This is a genomic window from Streptomyces sp. NBC_01320 (genome assembly GCF_035974375.1).
GTDB lineage: Bacteria > Actinomycetota > Actinomycetes > Streptomycetales > Streptomycetaceae > Streptomyces > Streptomyces yanii.
In genome coordinates this window covers 11,809,872-11,834,072 of the sequence record NZ_CP108390.1, presented here as the reverse complement: position 1 = coordinate 11,834,072, position 24,201 = coordinate 11,809,872, and the positions used below count along the sequence as shown (strand labels likewise).

Here is a 24,201-nt window from a genome sequence, read left to right as displayed (position 1 = left end):
ACTCCACCCATACGCCCCCAACGCCCCGCCCGCCACCCGGGACAGCGCGGTGAACACACAGGGCACCGGACCAGAAGCGGTGGGTAGTGCGGCTGCGGGCACTGCTGACGGTCAACAGGGCAGACCCAACCAATCACTGCCCACGCTGCGCGACAGCCCGGCGCCGGCGCAGACTGGGGAGCATGAACCCCTGCGAGGGGCTGGCCACGGTGGAGCGCACGGACGGGACCCTGGTCCGCGTCTGGGCAGAGGTCACCGTCGCCCAGGAGCACAGCCCGGCAGACACGGACCGGCCCTGGACGGCCCGGCTGACCGCACCCGGTGGCGAAGCACTCCTGCTGCGGGGCACCGTCACCCTGGTCCTCGACTCCGGGACCCGCTGGCCCGCCGAGGTCACCCACACCCAGTTGTCGTCCGGACCGCACTCCCCGAACTGGACCGAGATCAAGGGGACCGGGCCCGCAACCACCCGGCCAGACGCGATCACCGGCAGCCACGCCGAACGCGGAGACGGACCACAGCCTGGCATCGCCGGCCCCGGCGAACGCAGAGGAACAGTTCACCGGCCCGAACCGGACCACGACCACAACCACGACCACGACCACGACCACGACCACGACCACGACCACGACCAAACCGTCGAGCACCCGAACCAAGGCCGCATATCGGGCATACAATTTCGGGGATGCGGGACATCCGAGGAATCGCCGAGTACACCCGAAGGTCGCCGCAGGGATATCCCGCACCGCCACGCAGACGGCCCCCGGCACGCGGCATTTTTTTGACTGAGTGCCAGGGGGCCGCCGCACAAGCGGGCGTCCACAGAACAAACGCCCACCCCGCCACGTCGCCGCGCAGCTCACCCGTGCCTGGGTGCAGGAAAAGCGGCACACCCGCTGGTCTGCGCACACGGCGCGGGCATCTGACCCGATGGCCGATGCCGAGCCTGACCGCCCGATCGTTGAGCCTCACGCTGAAACCAGGAACAAGAGAAGAGACGGCGAGTGGAACGGCGCCCCCTCCCCCAGCCCGCACGCCACGCTGACGAGCCGCTCAATGAGCACGGGACAGGGCCGCTCGGTGCGGACGGAGCGGGAACGGGTCTCTACACCGCCGACCGGGCAGCGGTGGTGGCCACAGCGCTCGTCTCCCAGATCCACGCCGCGGCAGCCGAGCTGGCCGGACTCGCCGAACACCTCCTGGTACTCCAGGAGCACCGATACCCCGACGGGCCATAAACACGAGGCCCGTGAGACCTCCCGCCTGGTCGAAGAGGCAAGACGCCGCGCCGTGGCCGTATCCTGCCACGTTTGACCGTCAGCAGTGCCCACAGCCGCACCCCACGGCTTCTCCGCGAGTGTCCTGCATGTGTGCCCGTGCTCGCGGTGGCGTGCAGGGTGCTGTGGGCGTATGGGTGGAGTGCATGCGCAGCCCCGTAAGGGATAGCGCGCCGGGCGCGGGAATCGCCTCGCCCGGCGTGCGCGCATGACGCATACCGCCTTCCGGTCGTGCGCAGCCAGCGGACGCGCTTCAGTGCGGCCTTCGTTGGGGAAGTGACCGCGTGCCTTGACCGCCCGGCAGAGGCTTCTGCCGCTGGCGTACGATCCTCGGCTCGAACGCGCCTTCACGGTCCCTGCGCACGGTGATCTCCATAGGGCGACGTCGGTCAGTACGGTGTCTTGGAGCGGGTCCCACTGCGGGAGATGCCGCCATAGAACCTCGTGCAGACGGGGCCATACCCATATCGGGACCGCGCTTTTTAAGGATGGTTGTCGGAAGCTGATGGTTTGCGTCACGACACCGATGGTGCCGAGCGCACTGGCGATGATGACGACCAGGCGGAAACGCAGGATGTGCCTGCCCTCGCGGCAAGGCCCTCTCCCGGTTTGGTGGACGATCGCCTCGCACGGTCTGCATCGCCGTGTGTATATGCGAGGCGCATACTGAAAAGACCTGGGAGAACGGAGGACGCCATGATCATTCTCGGCGTCATTCTGCTGGTCATCGGTCTGGTGGCCAGCATATCGATCCTATGGACCATCGGTATCGTGCTCGTCGCGATCGGTATCGTTCTTTGGATCCTGGGTGCCGTCGGGCATGCGGTGGGCGGTCGACGGCATTACTGGTAGGGCTGCTTGTTCCGGCTCCCCGTGCACGCGGCCAATGTGATGGCCAGCGGCGGCTGTGATCTCGGTGTGTTCGGGTGCCGCGTGCTCGATGTGGATTTCGGTGCCGGCCCGCAGATCGCTGCCAGAGTCGGGAATTCCAATATCCCGGATGGGAGCACACATGGCTGTACGTCATCAGCTCATCGCCCGGGAACCGTCCGTACTCTGGGCGGTTCTGGAGGATGAGAGCCGTTACGCGGACTGGGTGGTGGGGACCTTCGACTCCACCCCGGGTAACGGGCGTTGGCCGGAAGTCGGATCGTCGATCACATACACGGTACGTGTGGGGCCGAAGGAGTTCCACGGCCGCACGACGGTCCGCCGCCTCGACGCGCCGCGCGCGCTGGAACTCGAAGCGCACGGAGGGCCGTTGGGTACGGCACGGATCGCCTTCGACATCCGGCCGTGGGGCGACAAGACCCTGGTCATTCTCGACGAGCATCCGCTGCGCGGACTGGGAGGGAGTCTCCACAACACAGCCCTCGACGTCTTTGCGCAGATCCGACACCGCAGCATGCTCCGGCGACTTGCGGAAGTCGTCGAAGGAATGCCCCAAAACACACAGTGAGCGGCAGGACGAGAGGACCAGCCCCAACAGTTCATCCTCCCGCCCATGCCTGGTGTCCGGCAAATTCGAGGGGTCGTCGCAACACTGCTGGTCAGCTGACTGGGTCCACCAGCTTAGCGAGACGCTCGGCCGGGGTCTCCCAGCCGAGCGTCTTTCGTGGTCGGCTGTTGAGTTCGGCGGCCACCACCTCCACCTGCTGAGGGGTGTGGGACAGAGGTCAATGCCTTTTGGGAACTACTGGCGCAGCAGGCCTTGGCGTTCTTGTCCGAGCCGCGCTGCCAGGGCTCGCCAGGTTGCAGAAGTAGACCGGAATGTCCGTGGCCTTGGTGAACGACTGGTGGGCCGCCATCTCCACGCCCTGGTCCCAGGTCAGGGAACTCCACAGGTGCGGCGGAAGAGATTGGACGGTCGCGGCGAGGCGTTGCGGGTGGCCAGGATGCTGTGGCCACGCGGCAGATGTACAAGCATCAGATAGCGGGTGGAGCGCTCGACCGCCAGGTGGCGACGAGAGTGGTGCTCCTGGCTGCAACGTCGCGCGCCGCATTACACGGAGCGTCTTGCCCTTGCCCGGCGTGGACTCGCGCACGCCGCAACCACAGACGTGGAACAGCCCTTCGTGCACCCGGCCGACACCGTGACCGCACGACCGGCACCTGGACCCCGCAGCCATGAAAAGGATGGGCTCGTGCACCGTCGCCCGCTACACCGCCAAAACATCGATCACCACAGCAGCCGCCCACCCCGGTTGGTGCGCCCGATAGCTCCTCAAGGTGCGAGGCACCCGATACCGATCAGACTTGAATGCATGGCAGAAGAACGTCGGCCGCGCGGCGGGAAATCCTCGACGACAGCCGCGCGGCGAAAGCGACGTCTCCCGCAGCGCGGCGGAGCGATTCGGAAGCGTGCACCGCGCACGTCAAGCTGCGTTTTGCGGGCCCGCTGCCCTGTTGCAACTTCGTCGCCGCTGCAGGCACTCACGTTCAGGCTGTCAGAGTCTGACATGGGACTGCTCACGCTCCCCAACGCACCGGTCCGCGGTGTGATCTGGGTGGCGGAGAAGCTCTCCGATGCTGCCGAGCGCGAGTTGCACGCCCCAGGAGTGCACCGTGCCCAGCTGGCTGTACTGAACCGGGAACTTGAAGACAGAGATAGCAGCACGGAGGAGTTCGAACCGGGAAGAGGAAAGGCTGCTGGACCGGCTGCATGCTGCACATGTCGGCCCCGCACCGAACGATCGAAGGTGACGCACTCATGGATGACACAGCCAAGGTGACCCTCGCGGCCGCAGTAGTGGGCGGCTATGTGCTGGGCCGGACGAAGAAGGGCCGGCTGGCGCTGACCATTGCGACGTATCTGGCTGGGAGACGATTCGGCCTTGAACCCCGACAGCTTGCCGCCGAAGGGATGCGCAGACTCGGAGAGATTCCCCAGTTCGCCGAGCTGCAGGAGCAGCTCAAAGGGGAAGTCTTCGACGCGGGCCGTAAGGCAGTGGCTGCCGCCGCCGACCGGGGCATGAGTTCGCTGGCCGATGCCCTCAGCGACCGTACGGCCCGGCTCGGTGAGAAGCAGGATGAGGCGGAGGAAGAGGGGGACGAGGAGGAGTACGAGCCGGAAGAGGGAGGTGCGGAGTACGAGGAAGAGGAAGAGCCGGAGGCCGAGCACGAGGAAGAAGAAGAGGAAGAGGAGGAACAGCCGGAAGACGAATACGAGGAGGAGGAAGAGGAAGAGGAAGAGCCGGAAGAGACGCAGCCGAAGCGACGCCGCGGAGAGAAGTCTCGGACGGCCAAGAAGTCCGCAGCCCGGAAGACAGCTCCGGCGAAGAAGACAGCTGCGAAGAAAACTGCTCCGGCCAAGAAGTCCGCAGCCCGGAAAACCGCTCCGGCGAAGAAGACAGCTGCGAAGAAAACTGCTCCGGCCAAGAAGTCCACAGCCCGGAAAACGACGTCCTCGAAGCGAGCAGCGTCCAAGCGCGCCGATCGTCGGAGGTAGTCAGTCATGACCAGGACGGAATCAGACCAGCCCACGGCACAAAAGTCGGGTGCGGACCGGCTTCGCGAAGAGGCGTCCAACTTCCTCAGTGCACAGGTGGAGAGTCTCGCCGAGAAAGCGGGCGACAAACTGACCGATGTCACTGGGCAGCTCACTGATGTGGCCGAGAGTGGATCGCTTCCCGCGATCGCCTCCCGTATTCTCCAGGGCGAATCCCCGCTGAAGGCATTCGTCGGGGAGAAAGCCAAGGGCGTCAAGGACAAAGTCGTGGGGAAGGTCAAGGAAGCGTTCGGCGGCGGAAAGGGGAAACGCAAGTCGAGCGGCGGCAAGGTCATGAACATCATCGAGGTTCTCGATGTGGGAGTGCCCCTGCGTGTCGCGTACGACCACTGGACGCAGTACGACCAGTTCAGCAGCTTCGCGAAGGGCGTTCGCGACGTCTCGAAGAGCGACGAGATGTCCAGTGCCTGGAAGGTCAAAGTCGGACCTTCCTCGCGCAGCTTCAAAGCGACTGTCCAGGAACAGATTCCCGACGACCGCATCGTTTGGACATCCGAGGGAGCCAAGGGAACTACCCGTGGTGCGGTCAGCTTCCATGAGTTGGCACCCAGCCTGACTCGAATCGTCCTGGTCGTGGAGTACTACCCGTCCGGGTTCTTCGAGAAGACGGGCAACCTGTGGCGCGCTCAAGGGCGCCGAATGCGACTCGACTTCAAGCACTTCCAGCGATACGTGTCCCTCGCTCAGGAAGAGCCCGAGGGCTGGCGCGGTGAAATCCGGGACGGTGAAGTCGTCGTGTCCCACGAAGACGCCATGGAAGAAGAGGCCGCTGAGCAGGAGGACGCACAAGGCGAGGAGCCCGAGGACGAGGACTACGAGGACGAGCCCGAGGACGAAGACTACAAGGACGAAGACGAGCCCGAGGACGAGGAAGGAGGCGAATACGAGGAAGATGAAGAGGAAGAAGGAGAGGAAGAGGATGTAACCCCCTCCAGGAAGCAAAGAGGACGGGGGTGAGGTTCCCCCGAGATGCGGAAAGAAGTGACAGCGGGTCAGATGGGACTCATGAGAGACATCTCACGTGCCTAAGAAGTCAAGCTGCGACGGTCAACACCGCTGCCGAGGAGGTGAAGGCATGCTGTTCGTCGAAGAGTTGTCCGGTCTGCAAGCAGTGGTAGAGCTGGCCGATCATGCGGTTGAACAGGTGCCGCTGGGCCTGGGCATGCCAGTCCCCGTGCTCGCGTCGTCGGCGGTAGTGCGTGTCAGCCCCAGAAGAGGCTCTCAGCGAGGAGAAGGCCCAGAGAAATCCAGCGGTGATCAGTCGGTCGTTCTTGATGAAGCGCCGTCCGACGTAGCGTTTCTTGCCCGAAGCGCGAGTGATGGGAGCCGATCCCGCGTAGGCCTTCAAAGCGCGGGCGTCAGCGAAGCGGCTGCGGTCGTCTCCGATCTCGGCGAGCACCCGGGCGGCGAGCTGTACTCCCAGGCCGGGAAAGCTGAGGAGGATCTCAGCGTCCGGGTGCCGGCGAAAATGTTCCTCCCCCGCCGTCGTGAGTTCCTCGGCGGCCAGGCAGGCTGCGTGCAACTGGCGTATCAATGCCAGAAGTTGATAGCCCATGGCATCCTCGACGGCCTGCGGCTGGTGGGCGTAGTCAGCGCGGAAAATGGTTCGCAGGCGATCGGCCTCGGCGTCGATGCCCCGGGTGCGGCCCGCGCGTTTCAGTGCCGCCCGCAGTTGGGCCGGGGTGAGTCTGGCGGCCCTGGCCGGGGTCGGTGCCGAGGTCAGCACCGCGCGGGCCTCGGGGCGGGCCAGGCCGTACTGCTTGCCCAGGAAAGCGTCCAGGGCGGCAGGGAAGAACTCCCGCAGCAGCGAGCGGACCTGGTTGACCAGCTGCTGACGCGCCCAGACCGCGTCTTGCTGGGCACGGGCGAGGACAGTGATCGCCCGTGCGAGATCGGTGTCGGCGGGCAGCTGGCGGTGCGCGTGTCCATCGGTTCGCAGGATGTTCGCCAGGACCAGGGCATCGCCGGCGTCGGACTTCTTGCGCGAGACACTGTGGCGGTCGCGATAGCGGGCCGCGGCGAGGGGGTTGATCGCGTAGATCGGCCGTGTTCCGGTGTTCAGGGCGGCAACGAGCAGACCCCGCCCGGTCTCGATGGCCACGGGAATCGGTTCCTCGGCGGTGTCGCCGTACTCGGCGAGCAGGTCCAGCAGCAGCCGGTAGCCCGCCGTGTCATCCGTGATGCGGCGCTTGGCCAGCAGCTGTCCGGTGTCATCGACCAGAGCCACGTCATGGTGACTCTCGGCCCAGTCGATCCCGCAGAACACGGTCACACGGTTCTCCATTCACTTGTTGTGTGCGCAGGTGGTGAGCCTGTGCGGGCCACGCGGCGACCTAATTCCAGGACTCTTCGGTCCGCCATCTCACTAGCCGTTCGCGGCACCAGCGCACCGCAGGGGCCTCCGTCTTACGAAGAGCTCGGCGGCTCGGGAGGAAGCGAAGAGGTCGCCCTGCGACGGGCTCACACCACAACGATCTACGTACGGGAGGCCGGGTTGGGTTCCGCAGCGGCCCGAAGACACCGGGCGCCACCGTTCTCTCATAAGGCCTCGACGGGCCGGGAACCGACAGGAGTCTGCCCGGTGCCCACGCGGCCGCTACGAACCCAACCCGCTTCAACAGTCCAGCAGCTCACCCACGAGCTGATCTGGAACCGCCTACACACGAATTAGGAACATCGACCATGTGGCTTCGTTCATCTCTAGGGACAGCGATTATCGACGCGTTCGGGAGTCAGTTGGTGATCAACAGAGTCGTGGATGTCGACGAGAAGTGACGGCACTACCTGGGCGGGGGCCGGCAAGGCGCGCTCTGAGCATGTAGCTGCGTGGCTCGCCCGGTGCTACTGAGACCTGCGCGGCTGAGCGGTCACCGGGATGGCCTCTGTGATCCGAGGATGCCGCGACCAGGAGCACACCTACTTGGCGGTCAACCAGCACCCCTTCGTGCTCCCGCCGAAGCTCGCCCGTCTTATCGACGATCAGCTCCAGCACGGCCCCCGGCACAGCAACACGGCCAGGCGCCGATATCTCTTGCCTGGTCACAGCCCCGGACGCCCGCGCAACCCCCTCGGCCTCGCCGACACCCTGAGACACCACGGTCTGCCCGCCCGCGCAGCACGGAACACCGCCATGATGGACGCCCTGGTAGACCTGCCGCCCATGGTCATCGCCGACCTGCTCGGCATCCACCCCAAGACAGCCGAACGCTGGGCCACCCTCGCCGGCGGGAACTGGTCCGACTACTTGGCAGTGCGACGGGCCGCACCGCAGGGGTAGGCCGTTTCGTTTAGATCATCGGATCGTTGCCGCGATCACCTGCGGAAACGCAGCATCCGCGCTGTGATCATATTCCTATGGTCTGCCCGATAGTCCGAGTGGAAGGAACTGCCTGGTCTCGGTCGGTGACCTGTGTGTTACTCAGTGGCCGATGCTATCCAGTTCGGCCAGATCCTCGTCGGAAAGGGAGAGTCCGGCGCCTGCGATGTTTTCGCGCAGGTGGGCGGTGGACGACGTACCGGGGATGAGCAGGATGTTCGGCGAGCGTTGCATCAGCCAAGCCAGCGCGACCGACATCGGCGTCGTCCCCAGCCGACTCGCGACCTTCGAGAGGGCCTCGGACTGTAGCGGCGTGAAGCCTCCCAAGGGGAAGAACGGCACATAGGCGATGCCATCGGCGGCGAGGCGGTCTACGAGGTCGTCGTCATGGCGGTGGGCGAGGTTGTACATGTTTTGCACGCACACGATCGGGGCGATACCGCGTGCCTCGGCGACCTGCTCCGGCATGACATTGCTGACGCCGAGGTGTTGGATCAGGCCCTCTCGTTGGAGGTCGACAAGCGTCTCGAATGCTTCGGTGATCGAGCCGGGCTGGGGGCCCTGAGCATCGCCCATCCGCATGTTGACCAGGTCGAGAGCCTCGACGCCGAGGGATTCGAGGTTCTCGTGGACCTGCTTGCGCAGGTCCTCGGGGCGCCGGGCCGTGGGCCAGCCGCCCTGTGCGTCGCGGGTCGCGCCCACTTTGGTGGCGATGAACAGCGACTCCGGGTACGGGTGCAGTGCTTCGCGGATCAGCTCATTCGTGATGCGTGGTCCGTAGGCGTCGCTGGTGTCGATGTGGGTGATCCCGAGACTGACTGCCTCGCGCAGGACGGCCAGGGCGCCGTCGTGGTCGGCGGGCGGACCCATGACCCACGGGCCGGCGAGCTGCATCGCGCCGTATCCGAACCGGGTGACGGTCGAGTCACCCAGCGTCCAGATTCCGCCCGGAAGAGGTGATGTGGAGGGCGTGTTCATCACAGTGCCTTTCGCTTCTTGCCAGGGGTGGTGTCTCCGACCCCTTGCATCAGTGTTGGGGAGTTACTTCCTTACGGGAAGTAGGCACTATGAAGTGCGTAACCACCCCAGAGAGTGAGAGGCGACCTCAGTGACGACGATGAAGGCCGACAAGAAGGCGCAGGCCAAGGCGGAGTACAACGCGTTTCTAGCGATATGCCCCAGCCGTCAGCTTCTCGACCGGATCTCGGACAAGTGGGTCGTCCTGATCCTGTGCGCGCTGGGCGGTGACGCGTCCGAACAGTCCGGCGCGTCGCATGTCCCAAAGGCGATGCGCTACTCGGAGCTCGCCCGGCTACTGGCCGGCGTCAGCCAGAAGATGCTGACTCAGACCCTACGAGCCCTCGAACGCGACGGCTTGCTCACCCGCACTGTGACGCCGACGGTCCCCGTCACCGTTACCTACGAGCTGACTGACCTCGGCCTCTCACTCCACCACCTGACGCGCGGGCTCCGTCAGTGGGCGCAGACTCACATGGACCAAGTCCTCGCCAACCGCGAGAAGCACGACGCACGAGCTTGCTAGCGACGACGGAGTTCTCCTGTCTCGGCTCTGCAGGCTGAAATGTGCCTGGCCTTGAGTGCCGACGACGAACAGCACGGCCTTCTGTGGGGAGATGGTCAGCCGGTCGACGCCTTGTTGAACGCCAGCAGGTTCGGCGTGCCCTCTGGCAGACATCCGGCGTCTTCGCGGACAGCGCCTGTTGGGCGAGAGCTGTACGCCTTGTCACCGCTGACGTGACCGGGCCGGGTGCGGAGCTGCTCGCCCCGCGGGCGAATACTGCAACTCTCGAGTACCGACACTCCACCAGTGTCACGCCGACACCATCGACGCCGCGGTCGTCGGCTTCACTGGCCCCCGGAAGCGGCCCCGCAACCTCGCCCTGGTACCCGAAGGTGAGAGCACACCACGGCTGTCGGCGCGGATCGACCCGGTGCTGTCCGTACGGATCGGCGCCGCAGTCGCCGAAGCTGGCGTCCTGGGACAGGCCGAGGCCGGTGGCGAGTCCTCCACAAGGCTGGACACCGGCCTTGTGGTTGAGGTCCTGGCCGGGGCAGGGCGCCACGGCACCCTCACGATCACACGGATCCACTGATCACCTCGGGGCGAACAATTCTGCGAGCAGATGTTCGACCCGGCCATCCGTGTCTGAATTGCGGGGTCTTATGACTGTTACCGATGAGTGTGCTGTTCGATGGGTGACTGACGGGGTGGTGCGGTGGGGCGCGCGGGCGAGCTGATAGGGCTTGTTCCCAGCTGTGGGGCGGATGCGTGCATCCAGCAGTCGATGTCAGGACACGCTCGGGCGGGGTCTGTGATCAACACAATCGCGAGTTACGGAAATGTCCGCATTAAGTAACACGAAACGATGTCGCTGCTGGTGATGGCGGAGGTACTCCAGGCTGTGGTTCTCGGCCTGAGGGGCCGGGACCCGCACCGCGCAGCATGGCCCCTGACCGGGTCCTGGGCGCCCTTACTTGAGGGGACATCAATGTCTGCTTCTCGTACCGTCCGCCGCATCGCCGCTACCGCTCTGGCGGCCGGTTCCGTCGTCGCCGTGGCGGCGATGCCGGCTGCCGCCGACAGCGGCCACGGACACGGCCGCCACCAGTCGTACTCCAACGTCGTGCTCGGCGACATCCAGTACGACAGCCCCGGCCGTGACGACTGGTCGAACCGGTCCCTGAACAGGGAGTGGGTGGAGGTCACCAACACCGGCCGCCGCGCGGTCGACCTGGACGGATGGACGCTCTCGGACCGCGACGGCAACCTGTACCGCTTCGACGACCTGCGCCTGGCCGGCCGTGCCACCGTCCGTGTCCACACCGGGCGCGGCCATGACACCCGCCGGGACGTCTACCAGGACCGCCGGAACTACATCTGGAGCAACAACGCCGACAAGGCCACCCTGCGCGACGACCACGGCCGCACCGTGGACACCCACACCTGGGGCTACCGCCGCTGACCCACTTGACCTTGCCCCGCCACTGACCAAGGGCGCACCTTCCGCCCCCGGGGTGCAACCCTTGTGAGCCGGCGTGCCACCACCCACACAGGGTGGTGGCACGCCGCTCTCGTACGTCAACAGCCTCCGGGTTCTTACCGCTTGGCACGGTGCACACCCTTACGACCTTGGGATCTATTAGCGGCAGTGAGGGGGCTGCTGCTTTGGGGTCGGCGTGCCAGGTCGCCCGGGGCCCCAGGGCCGGGATGTCAGTGGCCCGTGCAAGGGTGCCCCCATGGACTCTTCAGGAGTGGTCGAGGCATTGTGGGATCGGATCCAGGCGCGCGATTGGTCAGCTGTCGCCGACTTGGTCGCGGAGGACGTCGTGGTCGAGTGGCCGATCAGCGCGGAGCGCATCGTCGGCAACAAGAACTTCGTCGCGGTGAACAGCGAATACCTGGGGGGCTGGTCGATTCGGGTACTGCGGATCGTGGCTGACGGCAACGAGGTGGTCTCCGAGGTCGAGGTGCCGCATGACGAGTTCGGCGTGTTCCGCGCGGCCTCATTCTGGACCGTCCAGCAGGGACGGATCGTGCGTGGCCGGGAGTACTGGACGAGTGTTGGGGCTGATCCGCGCCCGGAGTGGCGGGCGGCTCTGGTTGAACCCATGTGAAGCGGCTGCCGCTCGCGGCGACGTTCCGGCTGATTTGGCCGTGACATGAGAAGGGCCGTGCTGGTTGGGTGAGTTGTGAAGCTGACCTGGGCCCGCGCGGCCTGTTCCCATCCGGCCCTGTCCGGTGTCTCCCGCGCACACTTCGGCGAGTTGTTCGCCGAACTCGCCGCCCCGTGGGAGGCGGCACGTCAGTCCGGACTTCGCGAAGCCAGGGGCGGTGAACGCCGCAGGGCGGCTGGTGCCGGGCGCAAGCCGAAGCTGGTCTTCTGCGACCGGCTGCTGCTCACCCTGGTACACCTGCGCCATCAGCTGCCGCACGAGGTCCTGGCCGAGCTGTACGACGTCGACCGCTCGACCGTTTCGACGGCGATCCGACAGGTCCGTCCGTTGCTCGCGGCCCGCGGCTTCGCAGTGCCCGACCGGCCCGGAATGAGACTGCGGACACTGGAGGATCTCTTTGCCTACGCCGAGGCCGAAGGCATCGAGCCTCGACTCGATGGCGCCGAGACCCAGGTCAGGCGCCCACAGGCGGGCCGACCCGGGCGCCGGGCCTTCGTCTCGGGCAAGCGCCGCCAGAACACGATCAAGACCACCACATTCAGCGACGGGCAGGGCCGCATCCTGCTGTCCGGGGTCGTGCGACCCGGCCGGATGCACGACCAGACTGCCGTACGCACCGAGGGCATCGCCGAACAACTCCGCCTCCACCCATCGGTGAAGTCCCAGGCCGATGCCGGGTATGCAGGACTGGCCAAGGAGTTCCCCGACCAGGTCACCGCCCCGCCGAAGAAGCCGAAGGACGACGCGTGCGACGGCGACAAGCGGGCCTGGAGCGAAGCGCGGCGGCGCCAGTCCTCGGCCCGGATCTGCGTCGAGCACACCAACGCCGAGCTTCGGCAGTGGGCACCCCTGCGGCGCTTCACCGGACGCCGTGAAATCTACGCCGAGACACATCTGGCGATCGCCGGGCTGGTCTCCGACCGGTCCGCGCAGCGCCCCACCCGACGCCGGACAAGCACCGAACTCGTCCTCGTCCGCAACAGCACCTGCTGATCACACGCCAGCCGAACCGCCAGGCCAGCACGTCCCGACCTCAATTTTCCCCGAGGTCGTTAGCTCCTGGAAGAAGCTGAAGGGCCCTGGCCTGAGGGTCCAGGGCCCAGGCGTACGCATCCCGAGGGGTCGAAGGTACGCACACCACAGGGCCCAACAGCCGCGACGAGCGGCAAGTCACGGGTGCCACAGCCCAAGCCCGGTGACGCCAGCTGGCCATCGGGCGACGATGGCAGCCAGGTAAGGCTGTCGGCCCGCCTCGAGCCGGTCCTCGCCGCACACATCGGTGCCGCCCTGGCGGGCGCGGAGGTGATGAGTGAGCGGCGGACGGAAGGCGAGCCGTACACCCGGATCCAGACCGACCTGACGGTGGAGTCCTGGCGGGATCGGGCCAGCACGGAACGCTCACGGTGGTGCGGATGCGGTGACCCCGTCCCTCAGTCTGCTGCCACCGGGGCAGGGGAAAGCCCTTGCGGGCCATGGCTGTTCACTCGCGGGGCAAGGTTTCGCGCAGGGCGTGCCGACGCGCTGCGGAGATGCCGGGCCCAGCTTTCTTGGGGCGGCGTTCCAGGTGGGTGGGTGTGGGGCGGGTGGTGCGGGCGGGCTTGGTGTCGGCGGTGAGGGTGCGGATGTGGTCGGTGAAGTCGGGGTCGGTGAGGGGGAGGTCGATTCCGTCGACGTAGCCGACGGCGGCGGGGACGTAGTCGATGACGGCGCCGACGGCGGCGGGCATGGGGGTGGGCTCGGTTTTGAGGGCGCCGAGGATACGCAGGGCGGTGGGCAGCAGGCTCGCGTCGGTCGTGGTCACTTGCTTGAGCGCGGCGGTAACAGCGGAGGGGACGTCCTCGGCGGGCGGGATGGGGGTGTTGTCGGTGCTGTCCGTGGCGGGCAGTGCGTCCTGGACGAGTTCGGTCTGGTCGTGCCACCAGCGCGCTTCGCCCTGTTCTCCCAGGGCCAGGTGGTGGAGGTAGAGGCAGTAGGAGGAGGCGGGGTCTCCGGCTCCTGCGGCGTATTGCCACCAGAAGCGGGCGTTCTCCTCGGATTCGGCGAGCTGCAGGATGCAGCCCAGCACCCGCGCCCCGGGCGGTTCGGGAAGCTGCGGGGTGATGAAGTCGTCCAGGGTCTGCAGACCGGTCCGGGCGACGACGGTCTCGCACAGGGTCTGCAGGCTCTGCGCGGCTTCGTGTTCCGGGGTCTCCGGGATCACCGGGTGGGCCGCGGGCGCCGGGACGGGCAATGGTGTGGAGGGATTTTCGAGCCGCGCGAGGACGCGTGCCTCGGCGGCGTCGATGTCTTGCTGGGTGTAGGGCGTGGCGGTGAGCCGGGCCCGGGACAGGAATGCCTCGATGTGGGGGGTCATCGCAGTCCTTCCATGGTGGTGCGGTCCGGACCGAGAATCTCGCTCAGGCGGCGCAGGCAGTGGCGGACGGTGGAGCGGACGGTAGCGCTGGTCATGCCGAGGACGGAGGCGACTTCGGTCGCGTTCAGTCCGTGGAGGAAGGTCATGACCATCACGTCGTGCTGGCGTTCGGTGAGCTGACGTAAGGCACTGAAGAGAGCAAGGGACTCGGTGACTTGCCCCATGGGGTCGACAGCATCGTGCAGGGCGACGGTGTCGAAGGCCGCGTCGTCGATCATCGGGCGCCGCTTGCTGGCCCGGGCATGGTCAGTGATCTTGTTGCGCAGGACGGTCCAGGCATACGCGGCCGGGCTCTCCTTGAGCAGCACCTGGTCCCACTTGCGGTAAAGCTGCTCGAACGCCGAATCCGCCGCCTCTTCCGCATCGTGCCGGTTGCGCAGCAGGGTCTGCGCGTAGCGGACGTACTGCGGCCGGTACATCTGGTGGAAGGCCTTGAACGCAAGATCCGGTGACTGTTTCGCCACGGGCGGCGCGACGGGCTTGCTGCGGTTACGGCTCTGGGTCACCGGCCGTCCCCGTCCGCCTCGTGACGGCGGCTCATCTCCGATACGCCGGCCCGCACACCGGCGGCCGCGAGACGGCGCAGGAGAACGACCGCGTCGCGGCCGAACACCCGGAGCGTAACGGCCAGGATCATCAGGTCACCCGCGAGTCGAGTGGTCACAGACGACGGCTCCTTCCTTGTGAACCACCGGGCTCCCCCACTGCCGGAGGCTCCCGGGAGTGCGCCGTTGTGCGCCTCCACCCAGAACGACGTCCGTCAGCACCCATGTGTGCAGCGGCAACCACAGGAAGATTACCGAGAGCGAAAACCTTGGCGACGCACACGCGTTCGCCATCGCTTATCCAGCACCTTCAGCCACCCCTCGCCACCCCTTACGCCACCACCCCCACCAGCACGCACCCACCCGCGTTCATCACGCAACATAAATTTGCGCAAAGTCAGCAAACGGACCGCATCACGCGGAAGTGACCCAGATCACCTAACGGGGCCGGCTTCGCCGCCCTTCGGCTCCGGCGCTCAACTGCCGCGCACCGGGCGGCCAGCCACCCGGGCACGGCAACTCCGGCACGCATGCGCGCCGCCGGGGCCGTATCGGTGAATTGGAGCTGCGCAGCCGGCGCACGGGCCGATGTTCCAGTCGGCGCACCCGTAGAGAGCCCCAGTGGCCCTGTCCACGAGAACCGACAGCGGATGTTCACCGATTTCGACAGCACAGAGCGGTCCGGAAGATTCGAACGGTGACGCCTGTCAGCCCTTGGGCCTAAGGTGTGCCAGTGATCTTCAAGAGGAAGCAGAAGGCCTCGGACCTCGACGCCGTCATATCCGAGCTGGAGCAGGCCGTTGACGCTCGCGACGGTGCCCGCACCGAACATGCCTTCACCGCCGCGCTGAAGGCTCTGCAGCAGGCGACAGACACCGAACGCGTCCTGGCGGGGCCCCGGCTGGCCGCGCTGCTCCCCACTTTCCCGCCCACCGGCCCGCGCCCGCTCCTGGCATCGGCGGCCGGCTTTTGCGTCGAGAGCGGCGCCGATCCGGCGGCCTGCGCGGAGCCGATCCTCGGCGGCATCCACCGAGACCTGCTCAACGCCCTGGAGTTCGCCCGCCGCTGGACCGCCGCCGGCGAAGCCGCGGACGAACTGCCGGAGCCCGACGAGAAGATCATCGATGATGCGCTGCTGGCCCGCCTGGGCGGCGACGCGTACGAGACCACGCGGTTGGCGCTGGCCTGGTGCTCGGTCGAGGAATGGCAGCCGCCCGCGCTGGCCGTACTGTGCCGCAGCACAAAGGTGCGCCGTCGGCACGCATCCACGCTCCTCCCCGCCTGCCGCGACCTGGCAGCCCTGGAGCGGCATGACCTCAAGTGCCTGGCCTACGCGCTGGCGGTCCTGGACGACGAGCCCCTGGTGGTGCTGCACCGGCCCACCGGGAGCGGGTTCGAGGTACGCATCGGCGGCATCGGGGACAACTTCCAGTTGCACACGCTGCTCGCCCACGTACTCGTCGGCGGCGGCCACGTGCCCGGTACCACCCCTTCGGCTGAGAGCGTCCGCCTGGCCACCGACCCCGAGCCCGCCCGAGAACGCACCGAGGCCGTCACGACCGGGGCCTTCGAACTCCTCGCCCCGGACGGCGAACGGATCTGGAACGAGGGGCTGCCCGACGACATCCCCGTCGTGGAGGGATACCGCCTGCTCGTGCTGGACGAACCGCTGTACCAACGCAGCTGGAACGCCAACCGGTTCTTCCCCCATCTCCCGGGTACGGCCGAGCTGACCCGCGTCCTGTCCGACGACGAGGCGCGAACCTGGTTCGCCCGCACCTCGTCCGGCAACGGGACCTCTCAGGCTTCCTGACTCAATGAACCGGCCGCCACTGCGAGGTGGCCAGAAGTCGGAGCCCGGACCCGGTACCCCTATCGAACACGGAGTGCGCCGGGGTGCTGTCGGAACTGCTGAACATCTGCTGCCGGTTCTCGTGAGCAGAGCCACCGCCGAGGCGGTGTCCACAATCGCATGCGCTGGGCATAGCAGCTGGGTCAGCAGGCATGACCGGATCAGACATCCCTGGCCTCGACGGCGTGTTCACTTTGCAGGGTCGGGATGAGGGCCTCCGGGCGGAGGATGTCGGCGATTTGCTGTTCGGTGAGCAGGCCTTGCTCGACGACCAGAGCGCGGACACTGCGCCCGGTGGTGAGCGCGGCGGCGGCTACCTGGGTCGCAGCGGCGTAGCCGATGTGGGGGTTGAGAGCGGTCACGACTCCTATGGACTGTTCGACGACACGGCTCAGGTGCGCCTCGTTCGCCGTGATTCCGGCGATGCAGCGACTGGTCAGAGTGCGGCAGGCACTGGTCAGGTGGGTGATCGACTCGAACAGTGCGTGCGCGATGATCGGCTCGAAGGCATTGAGCTGCAGCTGCCCACCCTCGGCGGCCATGCTGATGGCGACGTCGTTGCCGACGACCTCGAAAGCGACCTGGTTGACGACCTCGGGGATCACCGGGTTGACCTTGCCGGGCATAATGCTCGATCCGGCCTGTACCGCAGGGAGATTGATTTCCGAGAGGCCGGTGCGGGGGCCCGAGGACAGCAGGCGCAGGTCGTTGCAGATCTTCGACAGCTTCACGGCGGTGCGCTTCAGTACCCCGGAAAGTTGCACGAATGCCCCGACGTCCTGCGTGGCTTCCACGAGATCGGCGGCGGTGGTGACCGACACACCGGAAATCTCCCGCAAGTATCGGCAGGCGAGCCCGGCGTAGCGGGGATGGGCGTTGATCCCCGTGCCGATCGCTGTGCCACCAAGGTTGATCTCGCTGATCAGCTCTGCGGCTTCGAGCAGGCGCTCGGCGTCCTCGGCGACCATGACACCGTAGGCGCCGAATTCCTGTCCCAGGGTCATCGGAACCGCATCCTGCAGCTGGGTTCGGCCCATCTTCACCACGCCGGCGAACTCGACGGCCTTGGTGTTGAAGGCCTCGGACAGCTCGGCCATCGTGCCGTGCAGGCGACGGGTGGCGAACTGCAAAGCGATCTTGACGGCGGTTGGGAAGACGTCGTTGGTGGACTGGCTCATGTTGACGTGCTCGAGCGGGTGTATCACCGCGTAGTCCCCGCGGTCGCGGTGGAGGTGCTCCAGGGCGCGGTTGGCGATGACCTCGTTGGCGTTCATGTTCGTCGAGGTACCGGCTCCGCCCTGGATGACATCGACGACGAAGTGCTCGTGGAGGGAGCCTGCCCGGATGTCTTCGCAGGCGGCAGCGATCGCGTCGGCCTTGTCGGTGTCGAGTAGGCCGAGTTCCGCGTTACTGCGTGCCGCGGCCTGCTTCACGCACGCCAGCGCGACGATCAGGTCGGGATAGGTACTGATCGGGATCGCGGTGATCGGAAAGTTCTCGGTGGCGCGCAGGGTGTGGATGCCGAAGTATGCGTGGTTATCAACAGACCGGTCGCCGAGCAGGTCGTGCTCGACACGGATCCGGCCTGGCCGGGAATTGGCGTCCGCGTTGCCGGTGGTCGTGTGGGTGGTTGGGGCAGTCATGGTGCTTCGCTTCCTCGATGCCGATCAGAGGTGGACGGACAGTCCGCTCATGCGGCCGTGTCAGGGCTGATGAATGTGAGGCCACGGGCGAGGATGCCGCCGAGCCGGCCCACCTGGCCCGCTGGTGTGGTCCATATCGAGCGACTCCGCAGCCCGTCGCGGACTGGGGACAGCCGGACATCGGCCCCGTGTTGTGGTTACTTTCGGGCCGGTTCAGCCGGTCAGGTCGAACTCCGGAGAGCCGAACGTGGCAAACCATTCGCGCACCTGCTCCGGATCATCGGTGAATGTCAGGCCGAGCTGAAGCAGTACCGAGCCTTCGACGGCTGCAGGTCAGCGCCGACGACGACGCCCGGGGTGCCGTCGTCGTAGACCGACCCCGACCCGGCGCGAGTGGTGGAGACGAACACCCCGCCCTTGTCGACCGCCCGCCCACGCGCTGCCTGTTGCACAACGGAGATGTCACCGGCACCGTGCCGGCTGTGACGATCCCGTCCACCTTGCACTGGTCGGCCTAGGCCTTGATCGGCAAGGCGTCGGCTTGGGCATAGCTGGAAACGATCTCTGCCGACGCCATGTCCACGGCGTCCACGGTCGACAGGTCGAACGGGGTCACCCAGTCCTCGGTACCGGCTGTCGCCTGCGCGCGAGGTCCGCACCCGGTGCTCAACGACCATGCCGAGCGCGCCCAACCGGCCGCGCCTGGGAGCGCGGCCGGGTCCCGTGGACTGGGTGGGCTCAGCTCGCGTGCGAGGGCTCGGCAGCCTCGAGCCGGCCGTTCCTGCGCAGGTACGGCTCGCTGTCGGCCACTCGCGCCATGAACTCCACGCCCAGCTGGGCCCCGAGCAGGGACGTGTTGTTGGACCGGACATCGATCATCGGGTTGATCTCGACGATGTCGAAGCCGACCACATCGGCGTGCCGGGCGATGCCGAACAGCGTCTGCTTCATCTCCTCGTAGCCGAATCCGTCGGGCTCCGCCGAGGCGCATCCCGGGACGAGCGGCATGTCGAGGACGTCGATGTCCATGCTGACGTAGACGGCGGCACCCGCAGGGATCTTGTCCAGAAGCCGCTCCAGCCCGTGGCGACGGTACTGCTTCATGGTGATGACGTCGTTGCCGTGGCGCCGGGCGTCAGCGAGGTCGTCCTGGCTCATCCGCATGCTGCGCATGCCGACCTGCACCATCTGGCCGACCTGGTTCAGGGAGGACATCTTCCGCACCGGGCTGCCGTTGCCGTACTGGGCACCGTGCACAAACGGCCTGAAGTCGAGATGCGCGTCGAAGTGCAGCAAGATGACGGGCTGGTCGTAGGCGCGGACGACGCCGTAGGAGATGGCGTGGTCGCCGCCGTAGATGACCGGCAGCGCGCCGGCGTCCAGGATCTTGCGGACCGAGCGGGTGACGTTGTTCATCGTCTGCTCGGGGTTGGTGTAGACGATGTCGACGTCGCCGCAGTCGACGATGCGGTTGTTCTTGGTCTCGTGCACCAGGTACCGGCGGTCTTCATCGAGGTCGTAGTAGCCGCCGTGACGCTGGGTGGGGCCGTACTCGGCGTACCGGACGGACATCTCGCGGATCTGGCGCGGTGCCATGCGGGCACCGGGGTACCACGGCGAGCCCTCGTCGCTGGGAACACCCAGGATGGCTATGTCGGCGTCAAGTTCGTCGAGGTTGCCCACGATCGGCGCCCGCATGAAGGACGGGATACCGGTGAACGGGAGGTTCAGCTTGGCTTCGGACATTGTGCTTCTCCGTTGTGCTTGTCAGCGAATCTGTGTGGATGTCAGCGGACGGGTGGCTGCGGCGGGGTCCGCTTTGATCTCGAGTGGCTTGATGTCCCCGACCATGAAGAGGTAGATGAGGCAGCCGACGATGGCGATGCCCGCAGCGGCAAGCAGTCCGCCGACGAACGAGCCGGTGCTGCTGTAGATCAGGCCGATGACGAACGGGCTGGCGACGCCCGCGAGATTGGACACCGAGTTCTGGACGCCCTGGATGGTGGACGCCCACGACCGTGTCGAGAGCGGCGCGATGTCGGCGGGCAGCGTCACGATGCTCGACGTAGCGAAGGTGACCCCGCCAAAGGACAGGGACAGCAGGGCGAGCGCCACGATGCTGCTGTCGACCACGGCGGCCAGGCCGATGAGCGCGGACACCAGCATGCCGGCGATGATGCAGGACTTACGGGCGAACGTCAGGCTGTGGCCACGCCGGACCAGTGCGTCCGAGGCCCAGCCGCCCGCGAAGTTGCCGATGAAAGCGACGATTGCCGGGATCATGCCGAACACGCCCAGCGAGAGCAGGGAGAAACCGCGGGCCTCGACGAGATACGACGGGAACCAGGTGATGAAGAAGTAGATCACGAAGGACTGGCAGGAGAACCCCAGCGCCATCCCCCATACCGTTCGGTACCGCAGCAAGTCGCGCCAGCGCAGCTGCGGCGCGTCGTCGGATTCGTCAGCGTCCTGGTCTTGGCCAGCCTCGATGTAGGCGAGCTCCGCCTCATTGGCCTTCGGGTGCTTGCGGGGATCGCGGTACATCTTCAGCCAGAACACCACCCAGATCAGGCCGAACGCACCAGTGATGAGAAACGAGCCGCGCCACCCGAAAGCCGCGATCAGCGCGGTCACCACCGGGGTGGCGAGCAGTGTGCCGCCTCGCGCTCCGCTGTCGTAGATCCCCGAAGCTGTGCCCCGCTCCTGGCGGGGGAACCATCTTTCCACGACCTTGGTGCAGGCCGGGAACGCAGCTGCCTCGCCGACGCCGAGCAGCAGCCGGGCGCCGATCAGCGAGCCGGCCCCGCGGACGGCTGCCATGGCGACAGTGATGAGCGACCACCACGCGACGGCTACGGCATACAGCATTCGGCTGCCGAAGCGATCGACGAGCCAGCCCATCGGTATCTGGAAAAGGGAGTATGTCCAGAAGAAGGCGCCGAGCAGTAGACCCGAGAGCGCTGGATCGATGTGCAGGTCCTTGGTCATGTACGGAAGCGCGACCGAAATGTTGGCCCGGTCCACATAGGCAATGGTCAGACCGGCAAAGGCCAGCCAGATCATGACCCACCTGACACGGGAGCGGCGCTCCGTGGGAGGGGCCGCAGCCCCAGTAGAAGTGGTCATCACATCTCCTCTTGGAGAGACGTCTGAGCCGCCACGTATGCGTACCGACGTCAGGCGGTCATCCGGTCCGCCGCCTCCGCAAGGTTGGCGGCGCTCACTCGATGGCGAGGAGTCTGCCCCGAGCGACAGATGTCCGTCAATAGTGACTGACTACTGTCTCCTTTGGTGGTCAGCAATCAGAAATGGCATACTGACTACTGGACTCTTGAGACTGCACAACGGTTCAAACCGCCGCAATAAGGAGCACTGTGAGCGAAGCGGTACACGACGCACCCTCTATGCCGAGCTGGCTGGACGACAACACCAGCGACGCACTGCTCATCGCCATCGACGAGGTCGGCAGCCCGGTGGGCGCCCGGCAGATCAGTGCCGCGCTGGCCGAGCGGGGACGGCACCTGTCCGAATCCACCGTTGCACGACGACTGCGCCACCTCGATGCCGAGGGCCTGACCCTGCAGATCGGGGTCAAGGGCCGCGTCCTCACCGATGCGGGAAACCGAGCGGTCGAGCGTCTGCGACGCACCTCCCGCAGTGCAAGCCTGGTGTCGGCGTCCGAGGTGCGCACCGCTCAGGACGTGGTCAACCTACTCAAGGCCCGGCGGGCGATCGAACCCGAGGCCGTACGGGACGCCACTACGCACATCTCCGATGCCGAACTCGCCGCCCTGAGCACGGTCGTGGCCGAGCATCGCAACCGGGCCAGCGCCAAAGAGCGGCCTCCCCGGGACATCGCGCTCACATTCCACCGCCTACTGAGCGCGCCCGCACAAAACCCCCTGGTGCAGGCAATGGTCGGCATCGTGCTCGATGACAGCCATGATCACGTCGAGGCGGCGCTGGACGTCATCCTGGAGGCGCATCACCACAGTGCCGTCAGCGTGTCCGAACACGAAGCCATCATCGAAGCCATGGCCCAGCGTGACGCAGAGCGCGCCGCCGACCTGATGCGAGCCCACCTCGACCGGCTACTCGAAGAGGTCGACACCTTCATCACCCGCTACGACTCTGAGCTACTCGAACGCCTCCTTCGCCTGCCTTGAGATCTCCTCCCCGTCCACTGGACGGGGACGTGCATCTTCACGCCGAAGCGGGAGCGGATCACCTCGCGCACCCGCTCCCTGGTCCACAGACCAAAGTCCAACTCGAGCTGTCGGGGGTCCTGGTGCGCGATCAGGCGTGACCAGATCATGAGCAGGAGAAGATCACGGCGGCACCGCCGCCCCGTCCCCGTCGCTGAGGTGGTCCCCGTGCAGCAGCCGTTTTCGATGGACGACCTCAAGCACGTACGCCTCGCCGCGTGGCAGGCAGGCAACCCGTTCTTCGAGCAGGGCCTGGTCGACGAGTCGTACTCCCGCACCCTGTTCTGCGGGCGCGGCGTGCTCTTGATCGCCCATCGCATGGCGCCCCGGCCCGGATGGCGCCCCTATCTCGCGTGGTTCGCGCCAGCCGGCGACGGCGCCCGGTTCACGGTCCTTGGACACGCCGTAGAACACGCGGACGCAGGCTCGGCCCGCAAGGCGGCGGAGGCGCTGGCGGCACGGATGTGCACCGGCCCGTGGCAGCAGGCACTCGGCCTCTTCGTCTCACCACCGCGCTGGTCTGCGGCCTGACGGCAAAGGTGCCGCGCGCTTCGGGCAACTCTCCTGTCCCGCCGACTGAGCCGGCACCTGGCGGCGTCGGGCGGTGCGGCCTCTTGTGAGGTCGTATTGCCGATACTGTGCGGTGTCTATGGCGTCAAATAGCGGGCGCCGAAATCTGGAGGCGCCACCCCATGCTGATTGCTCAGCGTCCCGCGTTGACCGAAGAGGTCGTCGACGAGTTCCGCTCCCGGTTCGTCATTGAGCCGCTGGAGCCGGGCTTCGGCTACACCCTCGGCAACTCCCTGCGTCGCACGCTCCTCTCCTCGATCCCCGGCGCCGCTGTCACCAGCATCCGGATCGACGGTGTCCTGCACGAGTTCACCACCGTGCCGGGCGTCAAGGAGGACGTCACCGACCTCATCCTCAACATCAAGCAGCTGGACCTCTCCTCGGAGCACGACGAGCCGGTCGTGATGTACCTGCGCAAGCAGGGTCCCGGCCTGGTCACCGCTGCTGACATCGCCCCGCCGGCCGGTGTCGAGGTCCACAACCCGGACCTGGTCCTCGCCACGCTGAACGGCAAGGGCAAGCTGGAGATGGAGCTGACCGTCGAGCGCGGTCGCGGCTACGTCTCCGCCGTCCAGAACAAGCAGGCGGGCCAGGAGATCGGCCGTATCCCGGTCGACTCCATCTACTCGCCGGTGCTCAAGGTCACGTACAAGGTCGAGGCGACCCGTGTCGAGCAGCGCACCGACTTCGACAAGCTCATCGTCGACGTCGAGACCAAGCAGGCCATGCGTCCCCGCGACGCCATGGCGTCGGCCGGCAAGACGCTGGTCGAGCTGTTCGGTCTGGCCCGCGAGCTCAACACCGACGCCGAGGGCATCGACATGGGCCCCTCCCCGACGGACACCGCTCTCGCTGCCGATCTGGCCCTGCCGATCGAGGAGCTCGAGCTCACCGTCCGGTCGTACAACTGCCTCAAGCGCGAGGGTGTCCACACGGTGGGTGAGCTCATGGCCCGCTCCGAGGCCGACCTCCTCGACATCCGCAACTTCGGTGCGAAGTCGATCGACGAGGTCAAGGCGAAGCTGGCCGGCATGGGCATGAGCCTCAAGGACAGCCCGCCCGGATTCGACCCGATCGCCGCCGCCTTCGGCGACGCGGACGCGAGCTTCATCGAGACCGAACAGTACTGAACGCTGCGCCGGGTCGCACGGAACCGGGGGTCGCTGCGCTGTCGGC

Annotated in this window: 25 protein-coding genes and 2 pseudogenes; 17 read left to right on the top strand and 10 right to left on the bottom strand. The window is 66.7% G+C overall.

Translation table 11 applies throughout. The features are described 5' to 3' along the window. The first annotated feature begins 182 nt into the window (after nucleotides 1-182). The 4 genes from OG395_RS54850 (at nucleotide 183) to OG395_RS54835 (ending at nucleotide 2,736) form a co-directional block, all read left to right on the top strand. A complete protein-coding gene (locus OG395_RS54850; RefSeq protein ID WP_327241120.1) occupies nucleotides 183-785 on the top strand; it encodes a hypothetical protein in 603 nt (200 codons plus the stop codon). A 219-nt stretch (nucleotides 786-1,004) separates the two neighbouring features. Further along, a complete protein-coding gene (locus OG395_RS54845) occupies nucleotides 1,005-1,238 on the top strand; it encodes a hypothetical protein (RefSeq protein WP_327241121.1) in 234 nt (77 codons plus the stop codon). 735 nt (nucleotides 1,239-1,973) lie between these two features. Further along, nucleotides 1,974-2,129, top strand: coding sequence for a DUF6131 family protein (locus OG395_RS54840; protein WP_266749788.1), 156 nt, complete (start codon nucleotides 1,974-1,976; stop codon nucleotides 2,127-2,129). Between the two features lie 160 nt (nucleotides 2,130-2,289). Then, on the top strand, nucleotides 2,290-2,736 hold the full coding sequence (locus tag OG395_RS54835) for an SRPBCC family protein (protein ID WP_327241122.1): 447 nt from the start codon (nucleotides 2,290-2,292) through the stop codon (nucleotides 2,734-2,736). 91 nt (nucleotides 2,737-2,827) lie between these two features. On the opposite strand, the pseudogene OG395_RS54830 reads toward OG395_RS54835, so the two are convergent. Continuing rightward, nucleotides 2,828-3,228: pseudogene (locus tag OG395_RS54830) on the bottom strand (IS30 family transposase); the annotation flags it as partial. A 508-nt stretch (nucleotides 3,229-3,736) separates the two neighbouring features. Between OG395_RS54830 and OG395_RS54825 the strand changes: the two are divergent. The 3 genes and pseudogenes from OG395_RS54825 (at nucleotide 3,737) to OG395_RS54815 (ending at nucleotide 5,742) form a co-directional block, all read left to right on the top strand. Beyond that, nucleotides 3,737-3,980, top strand: a pseudogene (locus OG395_RS54825) (gas vesicle protein GvpG). 7 nt (nucleotides 3,981-3,987) lie between these two features. Continuing rightward, entirely contained in the window at nucleotides 3,988-4,725 is a 738-nt protein-coding gene (locus tag OG395_RS54820) for a histone protein (RefSeq protein WP_327249213.1), read from the top strand. Nucleotides 4,726-4,731: 6 nt separating this feature from the next. After that, nucleotides 4,732-5,742 carry an SRPBCC family protein gene (locus OG395_RS54815; protein WP_327241123.1) on the top strand — a complete coding sequence of 337 codons (1,011 nt, stop codon included), beginning with the start codon at nucleotides 4,732-4,734 and terminating at the stop codon, nucleotides 5,740-5,742. Between the two features lie 76 nt (nucleotides 5,743-5,818). On the opposite strand, the gene OG395_RS54810 is transcribed toward OG395_RS54815, so the two are convergent. Further along, nucleotides 5,819-7,069 (bottom strand): IS110 family transposase, encoded by a 1,251-nt coding sequence (locus OG395_RS54810; protein ID WP_327241124.1) that lies wholly within the window; start codon nucleotides 7,067-7,069, stop codon nucleotides 5,819-5,821. A 591-nt stretch (nucleotides 7,070-7,660) separates the two neighbouring features. Between OG395_RS54810 and OG395_RS54805 the strand changes: the two genes are divergently transcribed. Further along, complete coding sequence (locus OG395_RS54805) at nucleotides 7,661-8,062, top strand: hypothetical protein (RefSeq protein WP_327241125.1); 402 nt, start codon at nucleotides 7,661-7,663, stop codon at nucleotides 8,060-8,062. Between the two features lie 141 nt (nucleotides 8,063-8,203). Here the strand turns inward: OG395_RS54805 and OG395_RS54800 are convergent, their stop codons facing one another. Then, nucleotides 8,204-9,079 carry an aldo/keto reductase family oxidoreductase gene (locus OG395_RS54800; protein ID WP_327241126.1) on the bottom strand — a complete coding sequence of 292 codons (876 nt, stop codon included), beginning with the start codon at nucleotides 9,077-9,079 and terminating at the stop codon, nucleotides 8,204-8,206. A 139-nt stretch (nucleotides 9,080-9,218) separates the two neighbouring features. Here OG395_RS54800 and OG395_RS54795 point away from each other — a divergent pair, with 139 nt between their 5' ends. The 5 genes from OG395_RS54795 to OG395_RS54775 all read left to right on the top strand — a co-directional run bounded on the left by OG395_RS54795 (nucleotide 9,219) and on the right by OG395_RS54775 (nucleotide 12,790). Further along, the gene (locus tag OG395_RS54795; protein ID WP_175262200.1) at nucleotides 9,219-9,644 is read left to right on the top strand and encodes a winged helix-turn-helix transcriptional regulator; all 426 of its coding nucleotides are present in this window, start codon (nucleotides 9,219-9,221) and stop codon (nucleotides 9,642-9,644) included. Nucleotides 9,645-10,053: 409 nt separating this feature from the next. Continuing rightward, the gene (locus tag OG395_RS54790) at nucleotides 10,054-10,215 is read left to right on the top strand and encodes a hypothetical protein (RefSeq protein ID WP_327241127.1); all 162 of its coding nucleotides are present in this window, start codon (nucleotides 10,054-10,056) and stop codon (nucleotides 10,213-10,215) included. Between the two features lie 396 nt (nucleotides 10,216-10,611). Then, nucleotides 10,612-11,085, top strand: coding sequence for a lamin tail domain-containing protein (locus OG395_RS54785; RefSeq protein ID WP_327241128.1), 474 nt, complete (start codon nucleotides 10,612-10,614; stop codon nucleotides 11,083-11,085). Between the two features lie 274 nt (nucleotides 11,086-11,359). Continuing rightward, a complete protein-coding gene (locus OG395_RS54780) occupies nucleotides 11,360-11,737 on the top strand; it encodes a nuclear transport factor 2 family protein (protein ID WP_327241129.1) in 378 nt (125 codons plus the stop codon). A gap of 75 nt (nucleotides 11,738-11,812) precedes the next feature. Beyond that, nucleotides 11,813-12,790, top strand: coding sequence for a transposase family protein (locus tag OG395_RS54775; protein WP_327241130.1), 978 nt, complete (start codon nucleotides 11,813-11,815; stop codon nucleotides 12,788-12,790). 487 nt (nucleotides 12,791-13,277) lie between these two features. Here OG395_RS54775 and OG395_RS54770 read toward each other — a convergent pair whose 3' ends face one another. The 3 genes from OG395_RS54770 to OG395_RS54760 are packed head-to-tail and all read right to left on the bottom strand — an operon-like array spanning nucleotide 13,278 to nucleotide 14,874. Then, nucleotides 13,278-14,150, bottom strand: coding sequence for a hypothetical protein (locus tag OG395_RS54770; protein WP_327241131.1), 873 nt, complete (start codon nucleotides 14,148-14,150; stop codon nucleotides 13,278-13,280). Next, entirely contained in the window at nucleotides 14,147-14,716 is a 570-nt protein-coding gene (locus OG395_RS54765; RefSeq protein ID WP_327241132.1) for an RNA polymerase sigma factor, read from the bottom strand. Before OG395_RS54765 ends, OG395_RS54770 begins: the two co-directional genes overlap by 4 nt. Beyond that, on the bottom strand, nucleotides 14,713-14,874 hold the full coding sequence (locus tag OG395_RS54760; RefSeq protein WP_327241133.1) for a hypothetical protein: 162 nt from the start codon (nucleotides 14,872-14,874) through the stop codon (nucleotides 14,713-14,715). The genes OG395_RS54765 and OG395_RS54760 overlap by 4 nt, the downstream gene beginning before the upstream one ends. A 614-nt stretch (nucleotides 14,875-15,488) precedes the next feature. Between OG395_RS54760 and OG395_RS54755 the strand changes: the two genes are divergently transcribed. After that, on the top strand, nucleotides 15,489-16,568 hold the full coding sequence (locus tag OG395_RS54755) for a hypothetical protein (protein ID WP_327241134.1): 1,080 nt from the start codon (nucleotides 15,489-15,491) through the stop codon (nucleotides 16,566-16,568). Between the two features lie 200 nt (nucleotides 16,569-16,768). On the opposite strand, the gene OG395_RS54750 is transcribed toward OG395_RS54755, so the two are convergent. From OG395_RS54750 to OG395_RS54735, 4 genes are all read right to left on the bottom strand, one after another. Then, complete coding sequence (locus OG395_RS54750; RefSeq protein ID WP_327241135.1) at nucleotides 16,769-18,250, bottom strand: aspartate ammonia-lyase; 1,482 nt, start codon at nucleotides 18,248-18,250, stop codon at nucleotides 16,769-16,771. A 290-nt stretch (nucleotides 18,251-18,540) separates the two neighbouring features. Beyond that, nucleotides 18,541-18,702: a hypothetical protein gene (locus tag OG395_RS54745; protein WP_327241136.1), complete on the bottom strand. Its 162-nt coding sequence runs from the start codon at nucleotides 18,700-18,702 to the stop codon at nucleotides 18,541-18,543. A 286-nt stretch (nucleotides 18,703-18,988) separates the two neighbouring features. Further along, complete coding sequence (locus OG395_RS54740) at nucleotides 18,989-19,996, bottom strand: arginase family protein (RefSeq protein ID WP_327241137.1); 1,008 nt, start codon at nucleotides 19,994-19,996, stop codon at nucleotides 18,989-18,991. 21 nt (nucleotides 19,997-20,017) lie between these two features. Continuing rightward, on the bottom strand, nucleotides 20,018-21,376 hold the full coding sequence (locus tag OG395_RS54735; protein WP_327241138.1) for an MFS transporter: 1,359 nt from the start codon (nucleotides 21,374-21,376) through the stop codon (nucleotides 20,018-20,020). A gap of 248 nt (nucleotides 21,377-21,624) precedes the next feature. On the opposite strand from OG395_RS54735, the gene OG395_RS54730 reads away from it, so the two are divergent. The 3 genes from OG395_RS54730 (at nucleotide 21,625) to OG395_RS54720 (ending at nucleotide 24,155) form a co-directional block, all read left to right on the top strand. Further along, nucleotides 21,625-22,416 carry an FCD domain-containing protein gene (locus tag OG395_RS54730; protein WP_327241139.1) on the top strand — a complete coding sequence of 264 codons (792 nt, stop codon included), beginning with the start codon at nucleotides 21,625-21,627 and terminating at the stop codon, nucleotides 22,414-22,416. Between the two features lie 207 nt (nucleotides 22,417-22,623). After that, nucleotides 22,624-22,986: a hypothetical protein gene (locus tag OG395_RS54725; protein WP_327241140.1), complete on the top strand. Its 363-nt coding sequence runs from the start codon at nucleotides 22,624-22,626 to the stop codon at nucleotides 22,984-22,986. Nucleotides 22,987-23,147: 161 nt separating this feature from the next. Further along, nucleotides 23,148-24,155, top strand: a complete 1,008-nt coding sequence (locus OG395_RS54720) for a DNA-directed RNA polymerase subunit alpha (RefSeq protein ID WP_327241141.1) — start codon at nucleotides 23,148-23,150, stop codon at nucleotides 24,153-24,155. The last annotated feature ends 46 nt before the right edge of the window (nucleotides 24,156-24,201 follow it).

What these genes read in the sequence shown, in the direction of transcription:
- OG395_RS54820 (WP_327249213.1), top strand. Translation starts at nt 3,988, where the DNA reads ATGGATGACACAGCCAAGGTGACCCTCGCGGCCGCAGTAGTGGGCGGC.
- OG395_RS54735 (WP_327241138.1), bottom strand. Translation starts at nt 21,376, where the DNA reads ATGACCACTTCTACTGGGGCTGCGGCCCCTCCCACGGAGCGCCGCTCC.
- OG395_RS54770 (WP_327241131.1), bottom strand. Translation starts at nt 14,150, where the DNA reads ATGACCCCCCACATCGAGGCATTCCTGTCCCGGGCCCGGCTCACCGCC.
- OG395_RS54810 (WP_327241124.1), bottom strand. Translation starts at nt 7,069, where the DNA reads ATGGAGAACCGTGTGACCGTGTTCTGCGGGATCGACTGGGCCGAGAGT.
- OG395_RS54840 (WP_266749788.1), top strand. Translation starts at nt 1,974, where the DNA reads ATGATCATTCTCGGCGTCATTCTGCTGGTCATCGGTCTGGTGGCCAGC.
- OG395_RS54850 (WP_327241120.1), top strand. Translation starts at nt 183, where the DNA reads ATGAACCCCTGCGAGGGGCTGGCCACGGTGGAGCGCACGGACGGGACC.
- OG395_RS54785 (WP_327241128.1), top strand. Translation starts at nt 10,612, where the DNA reads ATGTCTGCTTCTCGTACCGTCCGCCGCATCGCCGCTACCGCTCTGGCG.
- OG395_RS54740 (WP_327241137.1), bottom strand. Translation starts at nt 19,996, where the DNA reads ATGTCCGAAGCCAAGCTGAACCTCCCGTTCACCGGTATCCCGTCCTTC.
- OG395_RS54800 (WP_327241126.1), bottom strand. Translation starts at nt 9,079, where the DNA reads ATGAACACGCCCTCCACATCACCTCTTCCGGGCGGAATCTGGACGCTG.
- OG395_RS54720 (WP_327241141.1), top strand. Translation starts at nt 23,148, where the DNA reads ATGCTGATTGCTCAGCGTCCCGCGTTGACCGAAGAGGTCGTCGACGAG.
- OG395_RS54780 (WP_327241129.1), top strand. Translation starts at nt 11,360, where the DNA reads ATGGACTCTTCAGGAGTGGTCGAGGCATTGTGGGATCGGATCCAGGCG.
- OG395_RS54815 (WP_327241123.1), top strand. Translation starts at nt 4,732, where the DNA reads ATGACCAGGACGGAATCAGACCAGCCCACGGCACAAAAGTCGGGTGCG.
- OG395_RS54835 (WP_327241122.1), top strand. Translation starts at nt 2,290, where the DNA reads ATGGCTGTACGTCATCAGCTCATCGCCCGGGAACCGTCCGTACTCTGG.
- OG395_RS54805 (WP_327241125.1), top strand. Translation starts at nt 7,661, where the DNA reads ATGGCCTCTGTGATCCGAGGATGCCGCGACCAGGAGCACACCTACTTG.
- OG395_RS54750 (WP_327241135.1), bottom strand. Translation starts at nt 18,250, where the DNA reads ATGACTGCCCCAACCACCCACACGACCACCGGCAACGCGGACGCCAAT.
- OG395_RS54795 (WP_175262200.1), top strand. Translation starts at nt 9,219, where the DNA reads ATGAAGGCCGACAAGAAGGCGCAGGCCAAGGCGGAGTACAACGCGTTT.